Here is a 14683-nt window from a genome sequence, read left to right as displayed (position 1 = left end):
TCTACGATGAGTGGAATATCTTTTTTGAAAATAGAAGGCGATGATTTTTCACATCAAGCATTTTATTTTGCCAAAGATGTATTTTCATCGCCTTCGCTGCTTTATCTATTGATCTTCTGATAATACTGTTTTTGCAATACCAGTATCTAACTCTTCAAAGTCATGATATGAAATTGTTTCGTATAATTCACTTCTCGTTTGCATATTAGAAAGTGCATCTTTTTGAGAACCTGTTTCTTTAATTAAAGTAAACACATTTTCATACGCTTTCGCTGCAACGCGAAGTGAAGTTACAGGATAAATAACCATTTGGAAGCCCATATTTGCAAATTCCTCTGCACTATAATATGGAGTTTTTCCGAATTCAGTCATATTCGCAAGTAAAGGTGCATTTACCTTACTATTAAATAGACGGAATTCTTCCTCTGATTGAAGCGCTTCAGGGAAAATTGCATCTGCACCTGCTTTTACATATGCATTTGCTCTTTCAATTGCTTCATCTAATCCTTCAACGCCGCGAGCATCAGTACGTGCTACAATGTATAAGCTCGGTGCAACTTCTTTAATCGCTTTAATTTTTTGAACCAATTCTTCTGTAGTAACAAGTTTCTTACCATTTAAATGTCCACATTTTTTTGGTAATTGCTGATCTTCAATTTGGACAGCTGCTACTTTCGCTTCCACCATTTCTACAGCTGTTCTCGCTACATTTAGTACACCACCAAATCCTGTATCAATGTCAACAAGAACAGGTAAGTCTGTAGCTCTTACTAAATCTCTTGCTCTCTCAGCCACTTCAGTAGACGTCACGATACCTAAATCTGGTAAGCCTTTACTTGCAGTATAAGCAGCTCCTGATAAATAAAGAGCTGAAAAACCTGTATTTTTTGCAACTAAAGCCGCCATTGCATCATGAGCACCTGGAATTTGCAAAATTTCATTTGCTTCTACTAAAGCTCGGAATCGATTCGCAAGCTCCTCTTGTGTTGACTGCTTTTTCACAACCCAAGCCATTCTAAATTCCCCCTATTATTAAATTAAGAATAGATCTACAAATTCATTTACATTCATATTTTCTAGCTTTTCTTCATTTAAACAAACTTCATGAATTTGTTCTTGTTGCTTACTAGAATAATGACCTGCCATATTTGCAGTGAATTTTTGAACAACTTTTGGAATTGCTTCGTCTCTACGGAAACGGTGACCAAGTGGATATTCACATTCCACATTTTCTGTTACTGTGCCATCTTTAAAGTGAACTTGAACAGCGTTGGCGATTGAGCGCTTGTTCGGGTCAAGGTAATCTAAACTGTACTGTTTGTTTTCAACAACAACCATCTTATTACGTAATTCGTCTACACGTGGATCGTTTGCTACTGCATCTTCATAATCATCTGCAACGATATCTCCTTTTAATAAACCAATTGCCGTAATGTATTGTAAGCAATGATCACGATCAGCTGGGTTATTTAATGGACCTTCTTTATCAATAATACGAATTGCTGATTCATGAGTTGTAATTGTAATGCGGTCAATTTCATCCAATCTCTCTTTAATTTCCGGATGCAACTTCACTGCACATTCTGCAGCTGTTTGTGCATGGAATTCTGCTGGATATGACACTTTAAATAATACATTTTCCATTACATATGACTCTAGTGGTCTTGCTAATTTTAATTCTTGTTTATTGAATAATACATCTTGGAATCCCCATCCTGGCGCAGATAATGCTGTTGGATAACCCATTTCACCTTTTAGAGCAGTCATTGCAAGATGAACACCGCGGCTCGTTGCGTCACCTGCAGCCCATGATTTACGTGAGCCCGTATTTGGAGCATGACGATATGTACGAAGACTAGAATTATCAATCCACGCATGTGATAATGCATTAAAGATTTCTTCACGTGTTCCGCCAAGCATTTTCGCAACTACTGCAGTTGTTGCTACTTTTACATATAATACATGGTCAAGACCAACTCTGTTTAAGCTGTTTTCTAAAGCCAGCACGCCTTGAATTTCATGTGCTTTAATCATCATTTCTAATACTTCACGTACTTTTAAAGCTTCTTTTCCTTCTGAAATACGAACACGGCTAATATAATCTGCGACCGCTAAAATTCCGCCTAGGTTATCAGATGGATGTCCCCACTCTGCTGCAAGCCAAGTATCGTTATAGTCTAACCAACGGATCATACATCCGATATTAAATGCACCTTTTACTGGATCTAGTACATAAGACGTACCTGGTACACGTGTACCATTTGGCACGACTGTTCCTGGCACAACTGGTCCTAGTAATTTCGTACATTCTGGATATTGTAATGCTAAAATTCCACATCCAAGTGTATCAAGTAATACGTAACGAGCTGTACTGAATGCTTCTGCACTAGTAACCTCTTTATTTAATACATAATCCGTAATCTCTTCTAATAATGCATCTTTTTGCTTAATTTCATTTGTTTTAATCATGCTATCCTTCCCTTTCTGTCGAAAATTCGTTATTATTAATGATGGGTGTCGGTCAAACACCCATCTGGCGGGCGGTGCTAACAACTCCCCAGTTGTTCTTATTTACTAAGTACATGTCGCTCGCCAATATAATTTACACGCGGACGGAACAAACGATTATTTTCATGTTGCTCAATAACGTGCGCACATAATCCCACTGTTCTAGAGCTAAAGAAGATAGGTGTGTAAAGTTGAATTGGAATACCTAGCATCCAATATACTGGAGCTGCATAATAATCAAGATTTGGATAAATTCCTTTTTCTTTTTCCATAATCTTTTCTCCAGCTTCACACATTTCATATAGTGTATAATCACCTTTTACATCACATAACTGTTTTAAAGCTTCCTTCATCATAAGTGCTCTTGGATCCATCTTCTTCATATAAACACGGTGTCCAAAGCCCATAATTTTTTCTTTGTTATATAATTTCTTCTGTAATAACTCTTCAAATTTCTCAACATTACCAGCTTCTAAAAGCATGTACATAACCGCTTCATTTGCACCGCCATGTAAACTTCCTTTTAAAGATGCAACTGCACCTGTTAAAGCACCGTATAAATCTGATTGTGTTGATGCAATAACGCGAGCTGTAAATGTAGAGTTTGGCATTTCATGCTCACTATATAAAACAAGGGAACGATCAAAGATCTTTTCCTCAAGTTCAGTTGGTTTTTTACCAGTTAACATATAGAAGAAATTCGCACTATAAGATAATTCTTTAAGAGGTTCAATTGGCTCCTCATTATTTAAAATATGATAGCTATTCGCTACAATGTTTGGCACTTTACTTAACAGCTTGTACCCTCGGCTTTTATTCACTTCTAACGAGCGGTTTTCGATATCATTATCGTAACCAGCTAACGCTGACACACCTGTACGTAATCCATCCATGGGATGCGTCTCTTTAGGCAATGCCTTTAGTACGTTGAATACACCTTCTGGTACTGCATATTCTTCTTTTAATTTCTTTTCAAGTGTTGCTTTTTCATCTTCATTCGGTAGGTGTTCCTCCAATAAAAGGTGCACAATGTCTAAATACTCTTTTGTTTTTGAGAGTTCGATTAAGTCATACCCTTGAATTACAATTTCACCTTTTACTGTGTCAAGAAACGAGATTTTCGTCTCCGCTGCCACTATACCATCTAATCCCGGGGAAAATTTTTCTTCAGCTTTCATCATTATTTCCTCCAATCCTAATAGATCTTCGTGCACATAACTGTAAGCCTTTACAATATTGTGAAACTACATTTCTATTTCAATGTATCAGAGTTTTTAGAAGATTTCAATTTATTTTATAATGATAAGTTTCCTACACTTTTCTTACTGTAACAATACAATTTTTTGAAAATAATTCTTATATTTTATAAAGAAAGAATAGACTTCTTTGCGTATTTTCAAAAACAAGATATAAAGATTTTTCATATAACACCGCCAAATATACAATTATTCTAATTTTATTTGAGAAATAAAAAAAACGAGCTGTACATAAATACAGCTCGTTACTATATGATATTTATTTCACTATCTCTTAAATATAATTTTTATATAAAACTTATTCATTTTTAATAAAGTTATTATTTTACATAATTAAATTGAATTTCTTCCATTTCCTCATGATAACTTACAAATAAATCATAGTTTTGAAAATACCAAAGATCATCAGAATCTACAAAAAATATAATACCTTCCTTCTCAACTGACACTATTTCCCCATCTGGTTTCTCAGCAACAACCCCTAAAGAATATCCGGGCTGAATTGAACTATCCCCTCCGTACCTTACAGTAAAACGTACAGATTCACCGTGCTTTATACGTAATTCTTCCTGGAACCATTGCAGAGCTTTACGATCAATTGAAATTCTCATCTTTATTCCTCCAGTTTACGCAAACTCTTTTTTTCCTAATCGTTGTTTTACAAAGAAGACGAAAATAATTAAAGCTATCAATGCTGAAATTGCACTCCCTGAAAATAAAATACGATAACCAAACATTTGTGAAACAACTCCAAGTAAAATAGCACCTAACCCGATTCCTAAATCAAACGCTGTAAAAAATGAAGCATTTGCAACTCCTCTTTTACTCGGGTCGACAATTGTAAGCATTGCCGCTTGCAAAGCTGGCTGCGCTGAACCAAATCCAATACCGTATAATGTTGCTGCGATAATTACACCTATCAAACCATTTGAAATAGTTAAAACAACTATAGCTAAAATAGTAATACATAATGCTGGAAGTATGATGAATACTTCTCCATACTTATCTAATAGTTTCCCTGAAATTGGTCTTACAATTGTTAATGCAATTGCATATACAAGAAAGAAAGTTCCCGGGTTTACATGAATTGATGATGCAAATAACGGTAAAAAGGTTGTTATTCCTCCATATGCAAACGATAAAAAGAATACTACAATCGTGATTGTTAATACGGATTTCTCAAATAGCTGAATTTTCCCTTTTTCTTTTTGTGGCGTAAATGGCATCTTCGTTATTAATGATAATACGACTGCCATAAAAGATAACAACGTCGCTAATAAAAATAGACCATCAAATGAATAATTTTGCACAACCCATAATCCAATCATAGGTCCGATCGCCATTGCAATTGTCATCGCCATCCCGTACCAACCCATACCTTCACCGCGGCGTGAATCTGGAATAATATCCGTTATTGCTGTTCCAACAGCTGTTGTAGAAACAGCCCATGTTACTCCGTGAATAACACGTAAAACAGCTAAAAGAATAATAGTCGATGCTATATTATAGGAGTACATCGTTAAGCCAAAAAAGATGAGTCCAAAAATAATAAATGATCTTCTACCATATTGATCTAACATTCCTCCAATAATCGGTCGTATTACAACAGCAGCTATTGTAAACATTCCCATCATGAGTCCAACTTGCGATTCATTGCCACCTATCTCTTTAATAAAGAGCGGGAGCGTTGGAACAAGTAAATAAAATCCTGTAAATAAAAATAACATTGCGAAAGTCATTTGAATAAATGATTTCGTCCATAATCGTTCCATAAAAATACCTCCATACACTCGTAAAATATTACGATTAACACCCTCATTGTACATTTTTTTTATCTCTTTTCCCTCCGTAAATAGACGTATCTTTTCATATTAAATAGTCCACCATCAGCTTACATTAGTCTTAAGACTTTGTACGCATGTTTTAAACGAAAGTCCTATATATGTACCTTTATACGTGTGAAAAGAATATACTAATTTATTATCACAACTTAGGAGTGATTATTTTATGTGGGTATTATCATCAAGAGTAACTGTCGCGGTTCCTTCTATACCCGAAATACATGCCCCCGCCGTTCATACAGCAAGTTCCGATGTCGGCATTGAACTTCCAGCAATTTGGCAACAATACCAATCACCAGGTCAAGCTACCCCTTCATTTTGGCATCATGGTGCCCATCCAAGTAGCACTACCTTTTATCACCCTAGCTACGCTCCACCACCTCAGGCTCAAGTCTTTTATCATTTCCCATCAATTTATTTTCAAAATTTTTATGGCACGTTTAACATTTAATAGCCATCACTGTATTCCCCCTACATTGCAATAAAGATTAACTTCACTCCAGTTTCAACATAAAAAGTCGAATTTCCTAAATAAGAAATTCGACTTTTTAAATTATTTTCCCAACTAAAGAAAGATATTTATTAAAGATTTGAATATAATTTTTACTTATTTAATACTTTATATGATTCATCACAGTTAGTCACTTTGCGGGATAACCAACACATACCATCTTTTGCAAATAGACTTTCCTCTCTTTACGTTAATTCACTCTTTTTCTTCTATCCAGCCCTTAACATTACATTTTCTGTAGCAAAATGAAAAAAGCACTTAAGATTGTAAATTCCTACAAATCTTAAGTGCTCTTTTGAAAACTTTTCTATAAATTTTTCTTATTGTCCATTATTGGCAGGAACCTCTCCTGCATTTCCACCATTATTTGGTTGTACTGTTGCAGGTGGGGTTGGAGTTCCTTGACCTCCATTATTATTCGCTGGAGGTGTCGTTCCTTGGCCTCCTCCGTTATTTGCTGGAGGTGTCGTTCCTTGACCATTTCCGTTATTCGCTGGAGGTGTCGTTCCTTGACCTCCTCCGTTATTTGCTGGAGGTGTCGTTCCTTGGCCTCCTCCGTTATTCGCTGGAGGTGTCGTTCCTTGACCATTTCCGTTATTTTGTTCATTTTGTTTCTTTTCTTCTTCTTGTTTCTTTTGTTCTTCTTGCTTCTTAAGTTCCTCTTGTTTCTTTTGCTCTTCTTGTTTTTTCAGTTCTTCTTGTTTCTTTAATTCTTCTTGCTTTTTCTCTTCTTCAGTTTTTTGCTGTTGATCTTGTTTTGGTTGCTCCGTTGTATCCGGTACGCTAGTATTTGGCGATGAATCACGTTTTTCACCTTTTATACGTAGCTCACTACCTTCTTGAATAACGCTACTTGGCATTTTAAAGCGTGATTTATCTGTAGCCATTTCACTCATCATTTCTTTAAAGATCAACTGTGCAATTTTCGTATTTTTACTACTAATATACTCGTCTTTACCATCTTTCATATACCCCGTCCATACTGCCATCGTATATTGCGGTGTATATCCAGCAAACCAACTATCACGAGTTGCACTTTCTGGAATTTTATATTGAGCTAATTGTTTTGATGAGTAGTTTGTCGTACCCGTTTTACCAGCTACATCTAAAGATGCTATATTTGCAGATGTACCAGTACCCGATGTAACTACAGAACGAAGCATATCTGTAATCATATATGCAGTAGAGTCTGTCATAACTTGTTTTGGTTTTTGTCCAAAACTTTGTGACTTACCATCTGGATAAACGACTCTCTTAACAAAATGCGGTTTCGTATATTTACCATCATTACCAAATGCCGCATAAGCGCCCGCTATTTCAGTTGGTGATACTTCATTTGTACCAATCGCTGTTGATTCAGTCGGTGCCGTATTAAATGTAATGCCTAATTTCTCAGAGAAGTCTTTTGATTTATTAATTCCAACTTCTTTCGCAGTCTTAATTGCTGGGATATTTCGTGACTTTTCTAATGCTACACGCATTGTAATAGGGCCCATATGACTTCTATCTGAATTTCGTACTTCTTGTCCCGTTGAATACTTAAATGGAGAGTCATCAATTTGATGGTACGTAGCCCATTTTAAATATTCAATTGCAGGAGCGTAGTCGAAAATCGGCTTCATCGTTGAACCAGCTGCACGATCTAATTCAATTGCCATATTATGCCCTTTAAATACAGCTTTATTTTCTCCACGGCCACTACCTATAGCACGAACTTCTCCTGTTTTCGTATCCATAAATGTAAATGCACCTTGGAATTTATCGTTCGGATAATCAATGATATTATTATTTAAAATATTATCAGCAAGTTTCTGTGCTTTCGGATCTAACGTTGTATAAATTTCTAAACCATCAGAACCAATATTAGCATCTGGCAATTCTTTTTCTACTTCTTTCACAACTGCATCCATAAATGCAGGGTATGGCATTGTTTGTAGTTGAGTTGCAGGCTTGAGTCCCTTTTCTACGTCAACTTTTGATGCTTCTTCCATTTCCTGTTTTGTTATATATCCATGTCGATTCATTAAGTTTAGAACAACATTTCTTCTTTCTGTTGCTTTTTGAACATTTTCTTTTTTCGTTGGATCATAGTTATTCGGTGCTTTCGGTAAACCTGCCAGCATCGCAACTTCTGGTAATGTTAAGTCCTTCAATTCTTTACCATAGTAGTTTTGTGCTGCTGTTGCGATCCCATATGAACGGTTTCCTAAGTTAATTTTATTTAAGTACATCTCTAATATTTCATGTTTTGAATACTGTTGTTCTAGCTTATAAGCTAAATATATTTCTTGCGCCTTACGCTTTGGTGTTTTGTCCATTGATAAGAAGTAGTTTTTAATAACTTGCTGTGTTATCGTACTTCCACCTTGAGAACCGTAATCTCCCTTAAGACTTACTAGAACAGCACGCGCAGTGCCTTTAAAATCTACTCCGCTATGCTCATAAAAACGTGAATCTTCTGTTGCTAAAAATGCATTTTCTACTAATTTAGGTATTTGCTCATACGTAACATTCGTCCTTTTTTCTTTTCCATATTCATATACCAAATCCCCGTTTTTATCATAAATTTTTGAGGATAACGGATTAACAAGTTTTGCTTTCTCAAGTTTTGGTGCATCCTTAATCATTACGAAAAAGGTAGCAACCCCCGCCACTAAACCAACAATACCAAGTAATAAACAAGTAATTAAAAACTTGCGAAAGAATGATGTTTTACCTTTTGGTTTTTGTGTTTTAGAAGCTGGTTGTTTTTTCTTTTTAACTTGTCGTCGTTCCTCTCGAGAACGATAATTTTCTGACATGTTACTTTCTCCTGCCTTTCAATTCTCCCGTTGATTTACTTAAAAATATTGAGGTCACTTTCTAAAATGCATTTGATTAAGAAAGTATATTGACCTGGAGCATTCAATATTTTCCTAATTCACAGATTATAAATTTTAGAATACTTCTTATACAAACTATTTTCACTTCTATTTTTCCTAATAACGCTGCCCCTTTAAGCATAGAATGTAAAAAGTGAATTTTTAATACCTCGTATAAATAATATACCTTTTTTTCAAATGGTCAATATTTTCTTATTTATAAATCAAAGGTGAAATAAAAATAGCACAACGATATGTACTTCGTGTGAACTTCCTTATAATTACGTATAACAAACATTTAATATGTTGCATATAAGTATAATACCTCTTAAATTATAAGGATTTCAACATCACAACCTCAACATATACAAGAAATTATTAAAAATGAAAAGTGAGGAGTTGCGTAATGATGAAGCTATCTCCCGTGATTTCAAAAAATATAGTTGCTGTTGGCTATAATCCTTTTTCTATGATTTTGCGAATCCAATTAAAGAACGGTATGTACGATTTCTTTAATGTACCAGAAAGTATTTATATTGGCCTATTACATGCACAATCTAAAAGTTATTATCATAAAACTTATATTAAAAATTCTTTCCGCCACACAAAAATTTAAACTTAACACCCACTAAAAAAAGGAGGTTAATCCTCCTTTCTTTTAAAAACATTTCACAGATGAATTATCTTCGATTCCTCTTATTAATTTCATCATATGCTTGAATTTGTTTTTTCAAACGCCGATCAGCTTTTTTATCATGCACTACAAGAATTGCATGTATAACTCCTGGAACCCAAAATATTAATGTTAATATGAAATTTATTATTGCCTGAATTGGTTTTCCACAAAATAGTACAGCAACAGGTGGAAGAAAAATTGCTAATAAATACATCATCCCTTGAAAACTCCTTATTTTGTATTTTATATATCCCTTTTCAAAACATACGTAAAGAAACCTTATGATGTTGTTGTTACATAAATTTTCATTAAGTATATATAACATCTCTTACTTTATATATTCTATCTATAGGCAAAAAAACCTACTACTATTTTAATCTTAACGTACCTATAAAATTCATGTATCTCCTTCTATTTATATAAGTATTTCAACCTTTTCATTGTTTTCTAGCCTATTTTCTTCCTCTATTGCAGTTACTCCAATTGCAGAAATTAACGTTCCTATCGCTTGTATCCAAATACCAATGAGTGCAATTATTCTCTCATCCTTCTTATCAAAAATACTATCTTCATTTTCTCTCTCATCTTTCAATACATTTGAAACACCTTGATACGCTTGTAATCCAGCACCTAAACTTTGCATGGAGTTACCTAATATAATTATTTTCTGTAGCACATTTATATCCATCAAAGCTGCTTCTACTCCGAAAAAAGCACCGATCGATTGTAAACTGTTCCCTGTAATAATAAGATAATCATTTTCTTTCGATTGTTCATTTATATTAAAATATGTTCCTATTACATTTGATATATTCCCTAATGCTAATAGCTCAATTCCTATTTGATCAAGTAATTTACTTTGATTCTCTAAGCCTATATTTTGATTTTCTCTTTTTTCTTCCCCATCATCATAATTGCTCGCAATGATTTGTAATATATACCCGAGGGCTTGTAATGAGCTTCCTACAATAACAAGATCCGATTCAACTTTCTCTTCTCCAATAAATCCTCTTGTCGTTCCAATTGCAGCTGTAAGGTTCCCTCCTACTTGAAACCATGCCCCTGTAACTTTTAAACCGCTTGGATTCATTTTTATCACCTATTTAAATATTTTCTAAACCCTTCAAAATAAAGTGAAACTTTAATCAATGGGGTGTTCTTCATCCCCCGCCTAAATTCTTTACTTTCGCTGAATTTTGAGGTGGGGGTCTTACTGATTGGCAAATAGCGGAATAAATAAATTCCACCCTTAATCTTTTATTTTATTTTTCAAATGTAATTTTGTGAATGATATAATGTGCTACTAATATAAAAAGCACATTAAAGGTGCTTTTTATATGCATGCTGGGCATGTCAATGAATCTCCATTTTCATCTATTGTTATATTCAATATATATTGAGTTGCTTTATGTGACCAAGTTTCAGGTGTAGGTGATTCATTTATATATTGTGGCGCACATGACTTCAGCATTGGAGTACTAATACTCCCTCCAGGATCTAAAGCAACTACAGCCATGCCATGAGGTAATTCCAGTGCCATAGATTTAGTGATACCTTCAATTGCAAATTTCGAGGCACAATATGGCGCAAGCTCAGCTTCACCTTCTCTCCCCCAACTAGAACTCATATTAATGATAATTCCTTCTTTCCTAGCTACCATTGCGGGAACAAACGCTCTTATTACATTCACTACACCATTCACGTTTACATTCATTACATTTTCGAATTCTTGAGCCGTAATTTTCCAAAGTTGTGCATTTTGATTTACAATCGATGCATTGTTTATTATCATATCGGGAGCCGTATGTCTATTAAGTATATAATTTGCCCAGTTGTTAACTTGCTGAGAATCTGAAACATCAATTACTTGAAAATCATGTATTTTACTGTACTGTTTTTTTAGTTCCTCAATTTTATCTTTTGAACGTCCACAACCATATATGTTCCACCCTAATTCATGAAATCGATCAACCATCGCACGTCCTAACCCTTGTGTCACACCTGTAATAATTACAGATTTACCAATTTCTTTTCTCTGCATTTCTCTCATCCTCCTTCCCTATATTTTACTCTCTTCATTTTTATTCAGCCATTTACTATAGTATCAACTCAACTCATACTTTAGTAATGGTTTTGATATTGCATACATAAATAAAAAAGTAACCATCATGGTTACTTTTTGCTATATATCTAAAAATTCATTGTTTATTTCATTATCGTTTTTACATTTCAACTTCTCTTTTCCACATTTCTCACACTGGTAAATATAAACTACACCTAATGTACCTTTTTTTAAATCCTCATTATCCTGCATCTTAATAAAAATATATTTATGTTTACAATGCGATTCACCCAAATAATTTTCAAACCACTTTTTCAACACAACACATTCCACCTTTATGATAGAACCTTTATTTAGCTGCCTTATTACATACTTTTATTTAAATATTCAATCTCATATTGCAATTTTTTAAATTGCTCAAAATGCATGGTAATAGATTGGCTACTACCATAATCAACATTTTGTTTCACTAATATAACACCCGTATCATGAAAAAGCGCTTCAAGTTCTTTCCTAATAGACACTTTCGCAATATGAGCTGTTTTAATTGCAGATAAAATTGCAATTTCATTAAACTTTAATTTTATTTCATTTGGACAAAATGCGTCTTCAACTAATATAACTTCATTACTATAAATTAGTGCAACAAGATTACTTGATTTGGCATCTGTTAAATCAACTTTTTTCATAATATCTTTCATTACATTTTGCCTCCTTTATTTTCGTATATATCAATTATACAAATTTTTTTAAAAAATTACTCAACTTTATTATATTAATTTTAACACACTTTTATTGAAATCCATGCTCCAAACGTTTTACTATTCCACAATTTTTATTATATGAACCATCTGGACTATAACTCCATATAGTAATGTTAACAACTTATTATAAAGCAGGTGAAAATTATGCCATCAGTTGTAGGGAATTTAGTTGTACAAAATAGTAATGGTTCATTTAACTTAGGTGATTTCTACAACGTTTCTCCAAAAGAAAATACGAAAGCTTATAATGGTTCTGGCGCATCAAACGTTGGTTTTGTTGTTAATACTTTTAGCGGTGTTAGCGCGACCAATACATTTGATTCTGATCTTGCAGATCAAAACCAAGTGGGTACAGCCTAATCTTATGTTCAACTTTTTGTATAGAAAATTTTAATTTGTCTATACTATAATCAGGCTGTTTGACAGCTCTTGTTGATTTTGGAGTACCCTATCTTTTTCTCCCTTTCCCTGGGGCTCAGCAGCTAGCACGAAGCTAGCTGCTTTTTCTTGTATTATTTGTCTCATAAATCAGAAATAAAAGAAGCTGCCATTTAATATTCAGCTTCTTTTACGTTATTTCAATAATATCCATAGCGTTAAATACGTAAGTTTTATAAAAGGCGTCTGTACAAATTACAATTTGTTTTACCGGATTGATATGTACAACAGTCATGTAGCTTGTTAGTATGTAACCATCTTCAAAATATGTTACCAATATTTCTTTCTCAGACAGTAATGACGTTAATAATTTATCAGAAATTCTCTCTTTTGCTTCGTTTGTTAAAAGCGGTTTTTGTACTTTTAATTTCTCTCCAATAATCTTTCTCATATTTAAAAGTTGTTCGGATATTACTGTAAACGGAACCCACTCTCTTTCTTCTTTTTGTATCTTTACATCGTTCATTTTTTATCTCCTTGATCATTTATACATTTATTTAGCCATACTATCCCTTAGTTATTTTTAATACGCACTAAACTCGGATTTACTTCTAAACTATAATTAGGTTACCTCTCAAAAGAACATTAGTTCTTATTATACACGAACTTACGTTCTTTTGAGAAGAGCCATACTTATTATTTTTTAACAAAAAACATAATTTTATTTATCTCCATACTTTTTCCTTTATCAAATAAGCTTCTCATTTCTTATGTAAAATACATATAACAACTAAAAGGCGACTTCACACAAAGTGAAATCGCCTTTTCTTAAAAAATATTTCAATGTTTATTTTTCTATCCTAACTAATGTTCTTTCTGGAATACATAATTCATCTATATTAAAATGATTTATTTTTAATTTCAATTCCCCTACTCGTTCCTTATCTTCATCACCAACCCAACAACTGAATAATTCGATATAGTCTCCATCTTCCAAATAACCTTCCATAATCTTGCATAAAGTTAAAAGTTTTTCTTTCGCTTCTTTTTTTTCCTTTACGTTTTGCCACTCGACAAGTTCAATTCCCCAACTAGTTGAAACCTCATATATGTAATTTGTTTGGAATTGATACTCTTGTACCATTTCAAGCATACTTTCATCTGCAAAACATGATCCAAAAACAATTATATCATTAGAATCGGGCTCCGTTAACGGAATTTCTACATTACAGCCTATGTAACTTGCTAAACTCATTTTATACTCCTCCAATATTCGTATAAAAAATACTTCATAGTATATTTATTTACTCAAATATAAAATCCCTGCCTAAACAAAAAAGTTTTAAATTTTTTCGTTTATTAACCATCTATAACTGAACACATATACTATGATGAACGAACTCACAAAGCATAAGAAAAGAGAGCATTTACAACACTCTCTTTTCTTACATACTCTATGAAACTTTACAAAACTGAATCAGTGATTTTTATTATTATATTTCATTACATATACTTAGGTTGTACTATTATATGTAACTCTCTCTCTGTATCCGCTTTTTTCGGATGACGAAAATAATTAAGTTCGTACTTTAACACTTTATACTCAACAATTCCGATTTTAATCCCTTTCGTTTCTTTTAATATAGCTAATAAATCACTTACATTTTCATCATATGACTCAAAAATTTTCGCGCCGCCCTCTCCTTGAAAGATTACTTTCATATATTCTCCCCACCTTAATTTATTGATGTGGTAAATGACGCGTTTAATACGATTCATTATTTATCCTAAAATTTTCACACCAAAAAGAACATCCTTTCCATTCG

The 14683-nt window shown here is 33.5% G+C and carries 17 protein-coding genes; 3 read left to right on the top strand and 14 right to left on the bottom strand.

The features are described from left to right. Positions 1–105: 105 nt before the first annotated feature. The 5 genes from prpB to ACUXVC_RS11290 form a co-directional block, all read right to left on the bottom strand. On the bottom strand, positions 106–1014 hold the full coding sequence (gene prpB / locus ACUXVC_RS11310; RefSeq protein ID WP_000312640.1) for a methylisocitrate lyase: 909 nt from the start codon (positions 1012–1014) through the stop codon (positions 106–108). An 18-nt stretch (positions 1015–1032) separates the two neighbouring features. Further along, entirely contained in the window at positions 1033–2469 is a 1437-nt protein-coding gene (gene prpD / locus ACUXVC_RS11305) for a 2-methylcitrate dehydratase (RefSeq protein WP_000598139.1), read from the bottom strand. A gap of 98 nt (positions 2470–2567) precedes the next feature. Continuing rightward, positions 2568–3689 carry a citrate synthase gene (gene mmgD, locus ACUXVC_RS11300; RefSeq protein WP_141241071.1) on the bottom strand — a complete coding sequence of 374 codons (1122 nt, stop codon included), beginning with the start codon at positions 3687–3689 and terminating at the stop codon, positions 2568–2570. Positions 3690–4084: 395 nt separating this feature from the next. Then, a complete protein-coding gene (locus ACUXVC_RS11295; RefSeq protein ID WP_001222842.1) occupies positions 4085–4375 on the bottom strand; it encodes a HesB/YadR/YfhF family protein in 291 nt (96 codons plus the stop codon). 15 nt (positions 4376–4390) lie between these two features. Next, positions 4391–5536: an MFS transporter gene (locus tag ACUXVC_RS11290; protein WP_095691566.1), complete on the bottom strand. Its 1146-nt coding sequence runs from the start codon at positions 5534–5536 to the stop codon at positions 4391–4393. A 235-nt stretch (positions 5537–5771) separates the two neighbouring features. Here ACUXVC_RS11290 and ACUXVC_RS11285 point away from each other — a divergent pair, with 235 nt between their 5' ends. Further along, entirely contained in the window at positions 5772–6056 is a 285-nt protein-coding gene (locus ACUXVC_RS11285; RefSeq protein WP_063547175.1) for a hypothetical protein, read from the top strand. Between the two features lie 380 nt (positions 6057–6436). On the opposite strand, the gene ACUXVC_RS11280 is transcribed toward ACUXVC_RS11285, so the two are convergent. Further along, positions 6437–8917 (bottom strand): PBP1A family penicillin-binding protein, encoded by a 2481-nt coding sequence (locus tag ACUXVC_RS11280; RefSeq protein WP_446026048.1) that lies wholly within the window; start codon positions 8915–8917, stop codon positions 6437–6439. 466 nt (positions 8918–9383) lie between these two features. Here ACUXVC_RS11280 and ACUXVC_RS11275 point away from each other — a divergent pair, with 466 nt between their 5' ends. Next, complete coding sequence (locus tag ACUXVC_RS11275) at positions 9384–9593, top strand: KTSC domain-containing protein (RefSeq protein ID WP_000977079.1); 210 nt, start codon at positions 9384–9386, stop codon at positions 9591–9593. A 64-nt stretch (positions 9594–9657) separates the two neighbouring features. On the opposite strand, the gene ACUXVC_RS11270 is transcribed toward ACUXVC_RS11275, so the two are convergent. From ACUXVC_RS11270 to ACUXVC_RS11250, 5 genes are all read right to left on the bottom strand, one after another. Then, complete coding sequence (locus ACUXVC_RS11270; protein ID WP_000990219.1) at positions 9658–9870, bottom strand: YqaE/Pmp3 family membrane protein; 213 nt, start codon at positions 9868–9870, stop codon at positions 9658–9660. Positions 9871–10068: 198 nt separating this feature from the next. Then, positions 10069–10743 carry a DUF6944 family repetitive protein gene (locus ACUXVC_RS11265; RefSeq protein WP_069355549.1) on the bottom strand — a complete coding sequence of 225 codons (675 nt, stop codon included), beginning with the start codon at positions 10741–10743 and terminating at the stop codon, positions 10069–10071. 243 nt (positions 10744–10986) lie between these two features. Further along, the gene (locus ACUXVC_RS11260) at positions 10987–11694 is read right to left on the bottom strand and encodes an SDR family oxidoreductase (protein ID WP_095690964.1); all 708 of its coding nucleotides are present in this window, start codon (positions 11692–11694) and stop codon (positions 10987–10989) included. 141 nt (positions 11695–11835) lie between these two features. Continuing rightward, positions 11836–12036 carry a hypothetical protein gene (locus ACUXVC_RS11255; protein ID WP_095690965.1) on the bottom strand — a complete coding sequence of 67 codons (201 nt, stop codon included), beginning with the start codon at positions 12034–12036 and terminating at the stop codon, positions 11836–11838. Positions 12037–12080: 44 nt separating this feature from the next. After that, the gene (locus tag ACUXVC_RS11250) at positions 12081–12416 is read right to left on the bottom strand and encodes a hypothetical protein (protein ID WP_000651909.1); all 336 of its coding nucleotides are present in this window, start codon (positions 12414–12416) and stop codon (positions 12081–12083) included. Positions 12417–12623: 207 nt separating this feature from the next. Between ACUXVC_RS11250 and gerPF the strand changes: the two genes are divergently transcribed. Further along, complete coding sequence (gene gerPF / locus ACUXVC_RS11245) at positions 12624–12839, top strand: spore germination protein GerPF (protein ID WP_001141569.1); 216 nt, start codon at positions 12624–12626, stop codon at positions 12837–12839. Positions 12840–13047: 208 nt separating this feature from the next. On the opposite strand, the gene ACUXVC_RS11240 is transcribed toward gerPF, so the two are convergent. The 3 genes from ACUXVC_RS11240 to ACUXVC_RS11230 form a co-directional block, all read right to left on the bottom strand. Then, entirely contained in the window at positions 13048–13383 is a 336-nt protein-coding gene (locus tag ACUXVC_RS11240) for a YolD-like family protein (protein ID WP_069355547.1), read from the bottom strand. A gap of 321 nt (positions 13384–13704) precedes the next feature. Continuing rightward, the gene (locus ACUXVC_RS11235; RefSeq protein ID WP_069355546.1) at positions 13705–14112 is read right to left on the bottom strand and encodes a hypothetical protein; all 408 of its coding nucleotides are present in this window, start codon (positions 14110–14112) and stop codon (positions 13705–13707) included. A gap of 248 nt (positions 14113–14360) precedes the next feature. Then, entirely contained in the window at positions 14361–14579 is a 219-nt protein-coding gene (locus ACUXVC_RS11230; RefSeq protein WP_000864277.1) for a hypothetical protein, read from the bottom strand. Positions 14580–14683 lie beyond the last annotated feature (104 nt).

Source organism: Bacillus sp. N6, from assembly GCF_052805735.1.
Note: the sequence above shows the minus strand (reverse complement) of the source record. Positions and strands in the feature narration are given on the sequence as shown.

What these genes read in the sequence shown, in the direction of transcription:
- ACUXVC_RS11280 (WP_446026048.1), bottom strand. Translation starts at nt 8,917, where the DNA reads ATGTCAGAAAATTATCGTTCTCGAGAGGAACGACGACAAGTTAAAAAG.
- ACUXVC_RS11275 (WP_000977079.1), top strand. Translation starts at nt 9,384, where the DNA reads ATGATGAAGCTATCTCCCGTGATTTCAAAAAATATAGTTGCTGTTGGC.
- prpB (WP_000312640.1), bottom strand. Translation starts at nt 1,014, where the DNA reads ATGGCTTGGGTTGTGAAAAAGCAGTCAACACAAGAGGAGCTTGCGAAT.
- prpD (WP_000598139.1), bottom strand. Translation starts at nt 2,469, where the DNA reads ATGATTAAAACAAATGAAATTAAGCAAAAAGATGCATTATTAGAAGAG.
- gerPF (WP_001141569.1), top strand. Translation starts at nt 12,624, where the DNA reads ATGCCATCAGTTGTAGGGAATTTAGTTGTACAAAATAGTAATGGTTCA.
- ACUXVC_RS11290 (WP_095691566.1), bottom strand. Translation starts at nt 5,536, where the DNA reads ATGGAACGATTATGGACGAAATCATTTATTCAAATGACTTTCGCAATG.
- ACUXVC_RS11250 (WP_000651909.1), bottom strand. Translation starts at nt 12,416, where the DNA reads ATGAAAGATATTATGAAAAAAGTTGATTTAACAGATGCCAAATCAAGT.
- ACUXVC_RS11285 (WP_063547175.1), top strand. Translation starts at nt 5,772, where the DNA reads ATGTGGGTATTATCATCAAGAGTAACTGTCGCGGTTCCTTCTATACCC.
- ACUXVC_RS11240 (WP_069355547.1), bottom strand. Translation starts at nt 13,383, where the DNA reads ATGAACGATGTAAAGATACAAAAAGAAGAAAGAGAGTGGGTTCCGTTT.
- ACUXVC_RS11235 (WP_069355546.1), bottom strand. Translation starts at nt 14,112, where the DNA reads ATGAGTTTAGCAAGTTACATAGGCTGTAATGTAGAAATTCCGTTAACG.
- ACUXVC_RS11295 (WP_001222842.1), bottom strand. Translation starts at nt 4,375, where the DNA reads ATGAGAATTTCAATTGATCGTAAAGCTCTGCAATGGTTCCAGGAAGAA.
- ACUXVC_RS11265 (WP_069355549.1), bottom strand. Translation starts at nt 10,743, where the DNA reads ATGAATCCAAGCGGTTTAAAAGTTACAGGGGCATGGTTTCAAGTAGGA.
- ACUXVC_RS11270 (WP_000990219.1), bottom strand. Translation starts at nt 9,870, where the DNA reads ATGATGTATTTATTAGCAATTTTTCTTCCACCTGTTGCTGTACTATTT.
- mmgD (WP_141241071.1), bottom strand. Translation starts at nt 3,689, where the DNA reads ATGATGAAAGCTGAAGAAAAATTTTCCCCGGGATTAGATGGTATAGTG.
- ACUXVC_RS11230 (WP_000864277.1), bottom strand. Translation starts at nt 14,579, where the DNA reads ATGAAAGTAATCTTTCAAGGAGAGGGCGGCGCGAAAATTTTTGAGTCA.
- ACUXVC_RS11260 (WP_095690964.1), bottom strand. Translation starts at nt 11,694, where the DNA reads ATGCAGAGAAAAGAAATTGGTAAATCTGTAATTATTACAGGTGTGACA.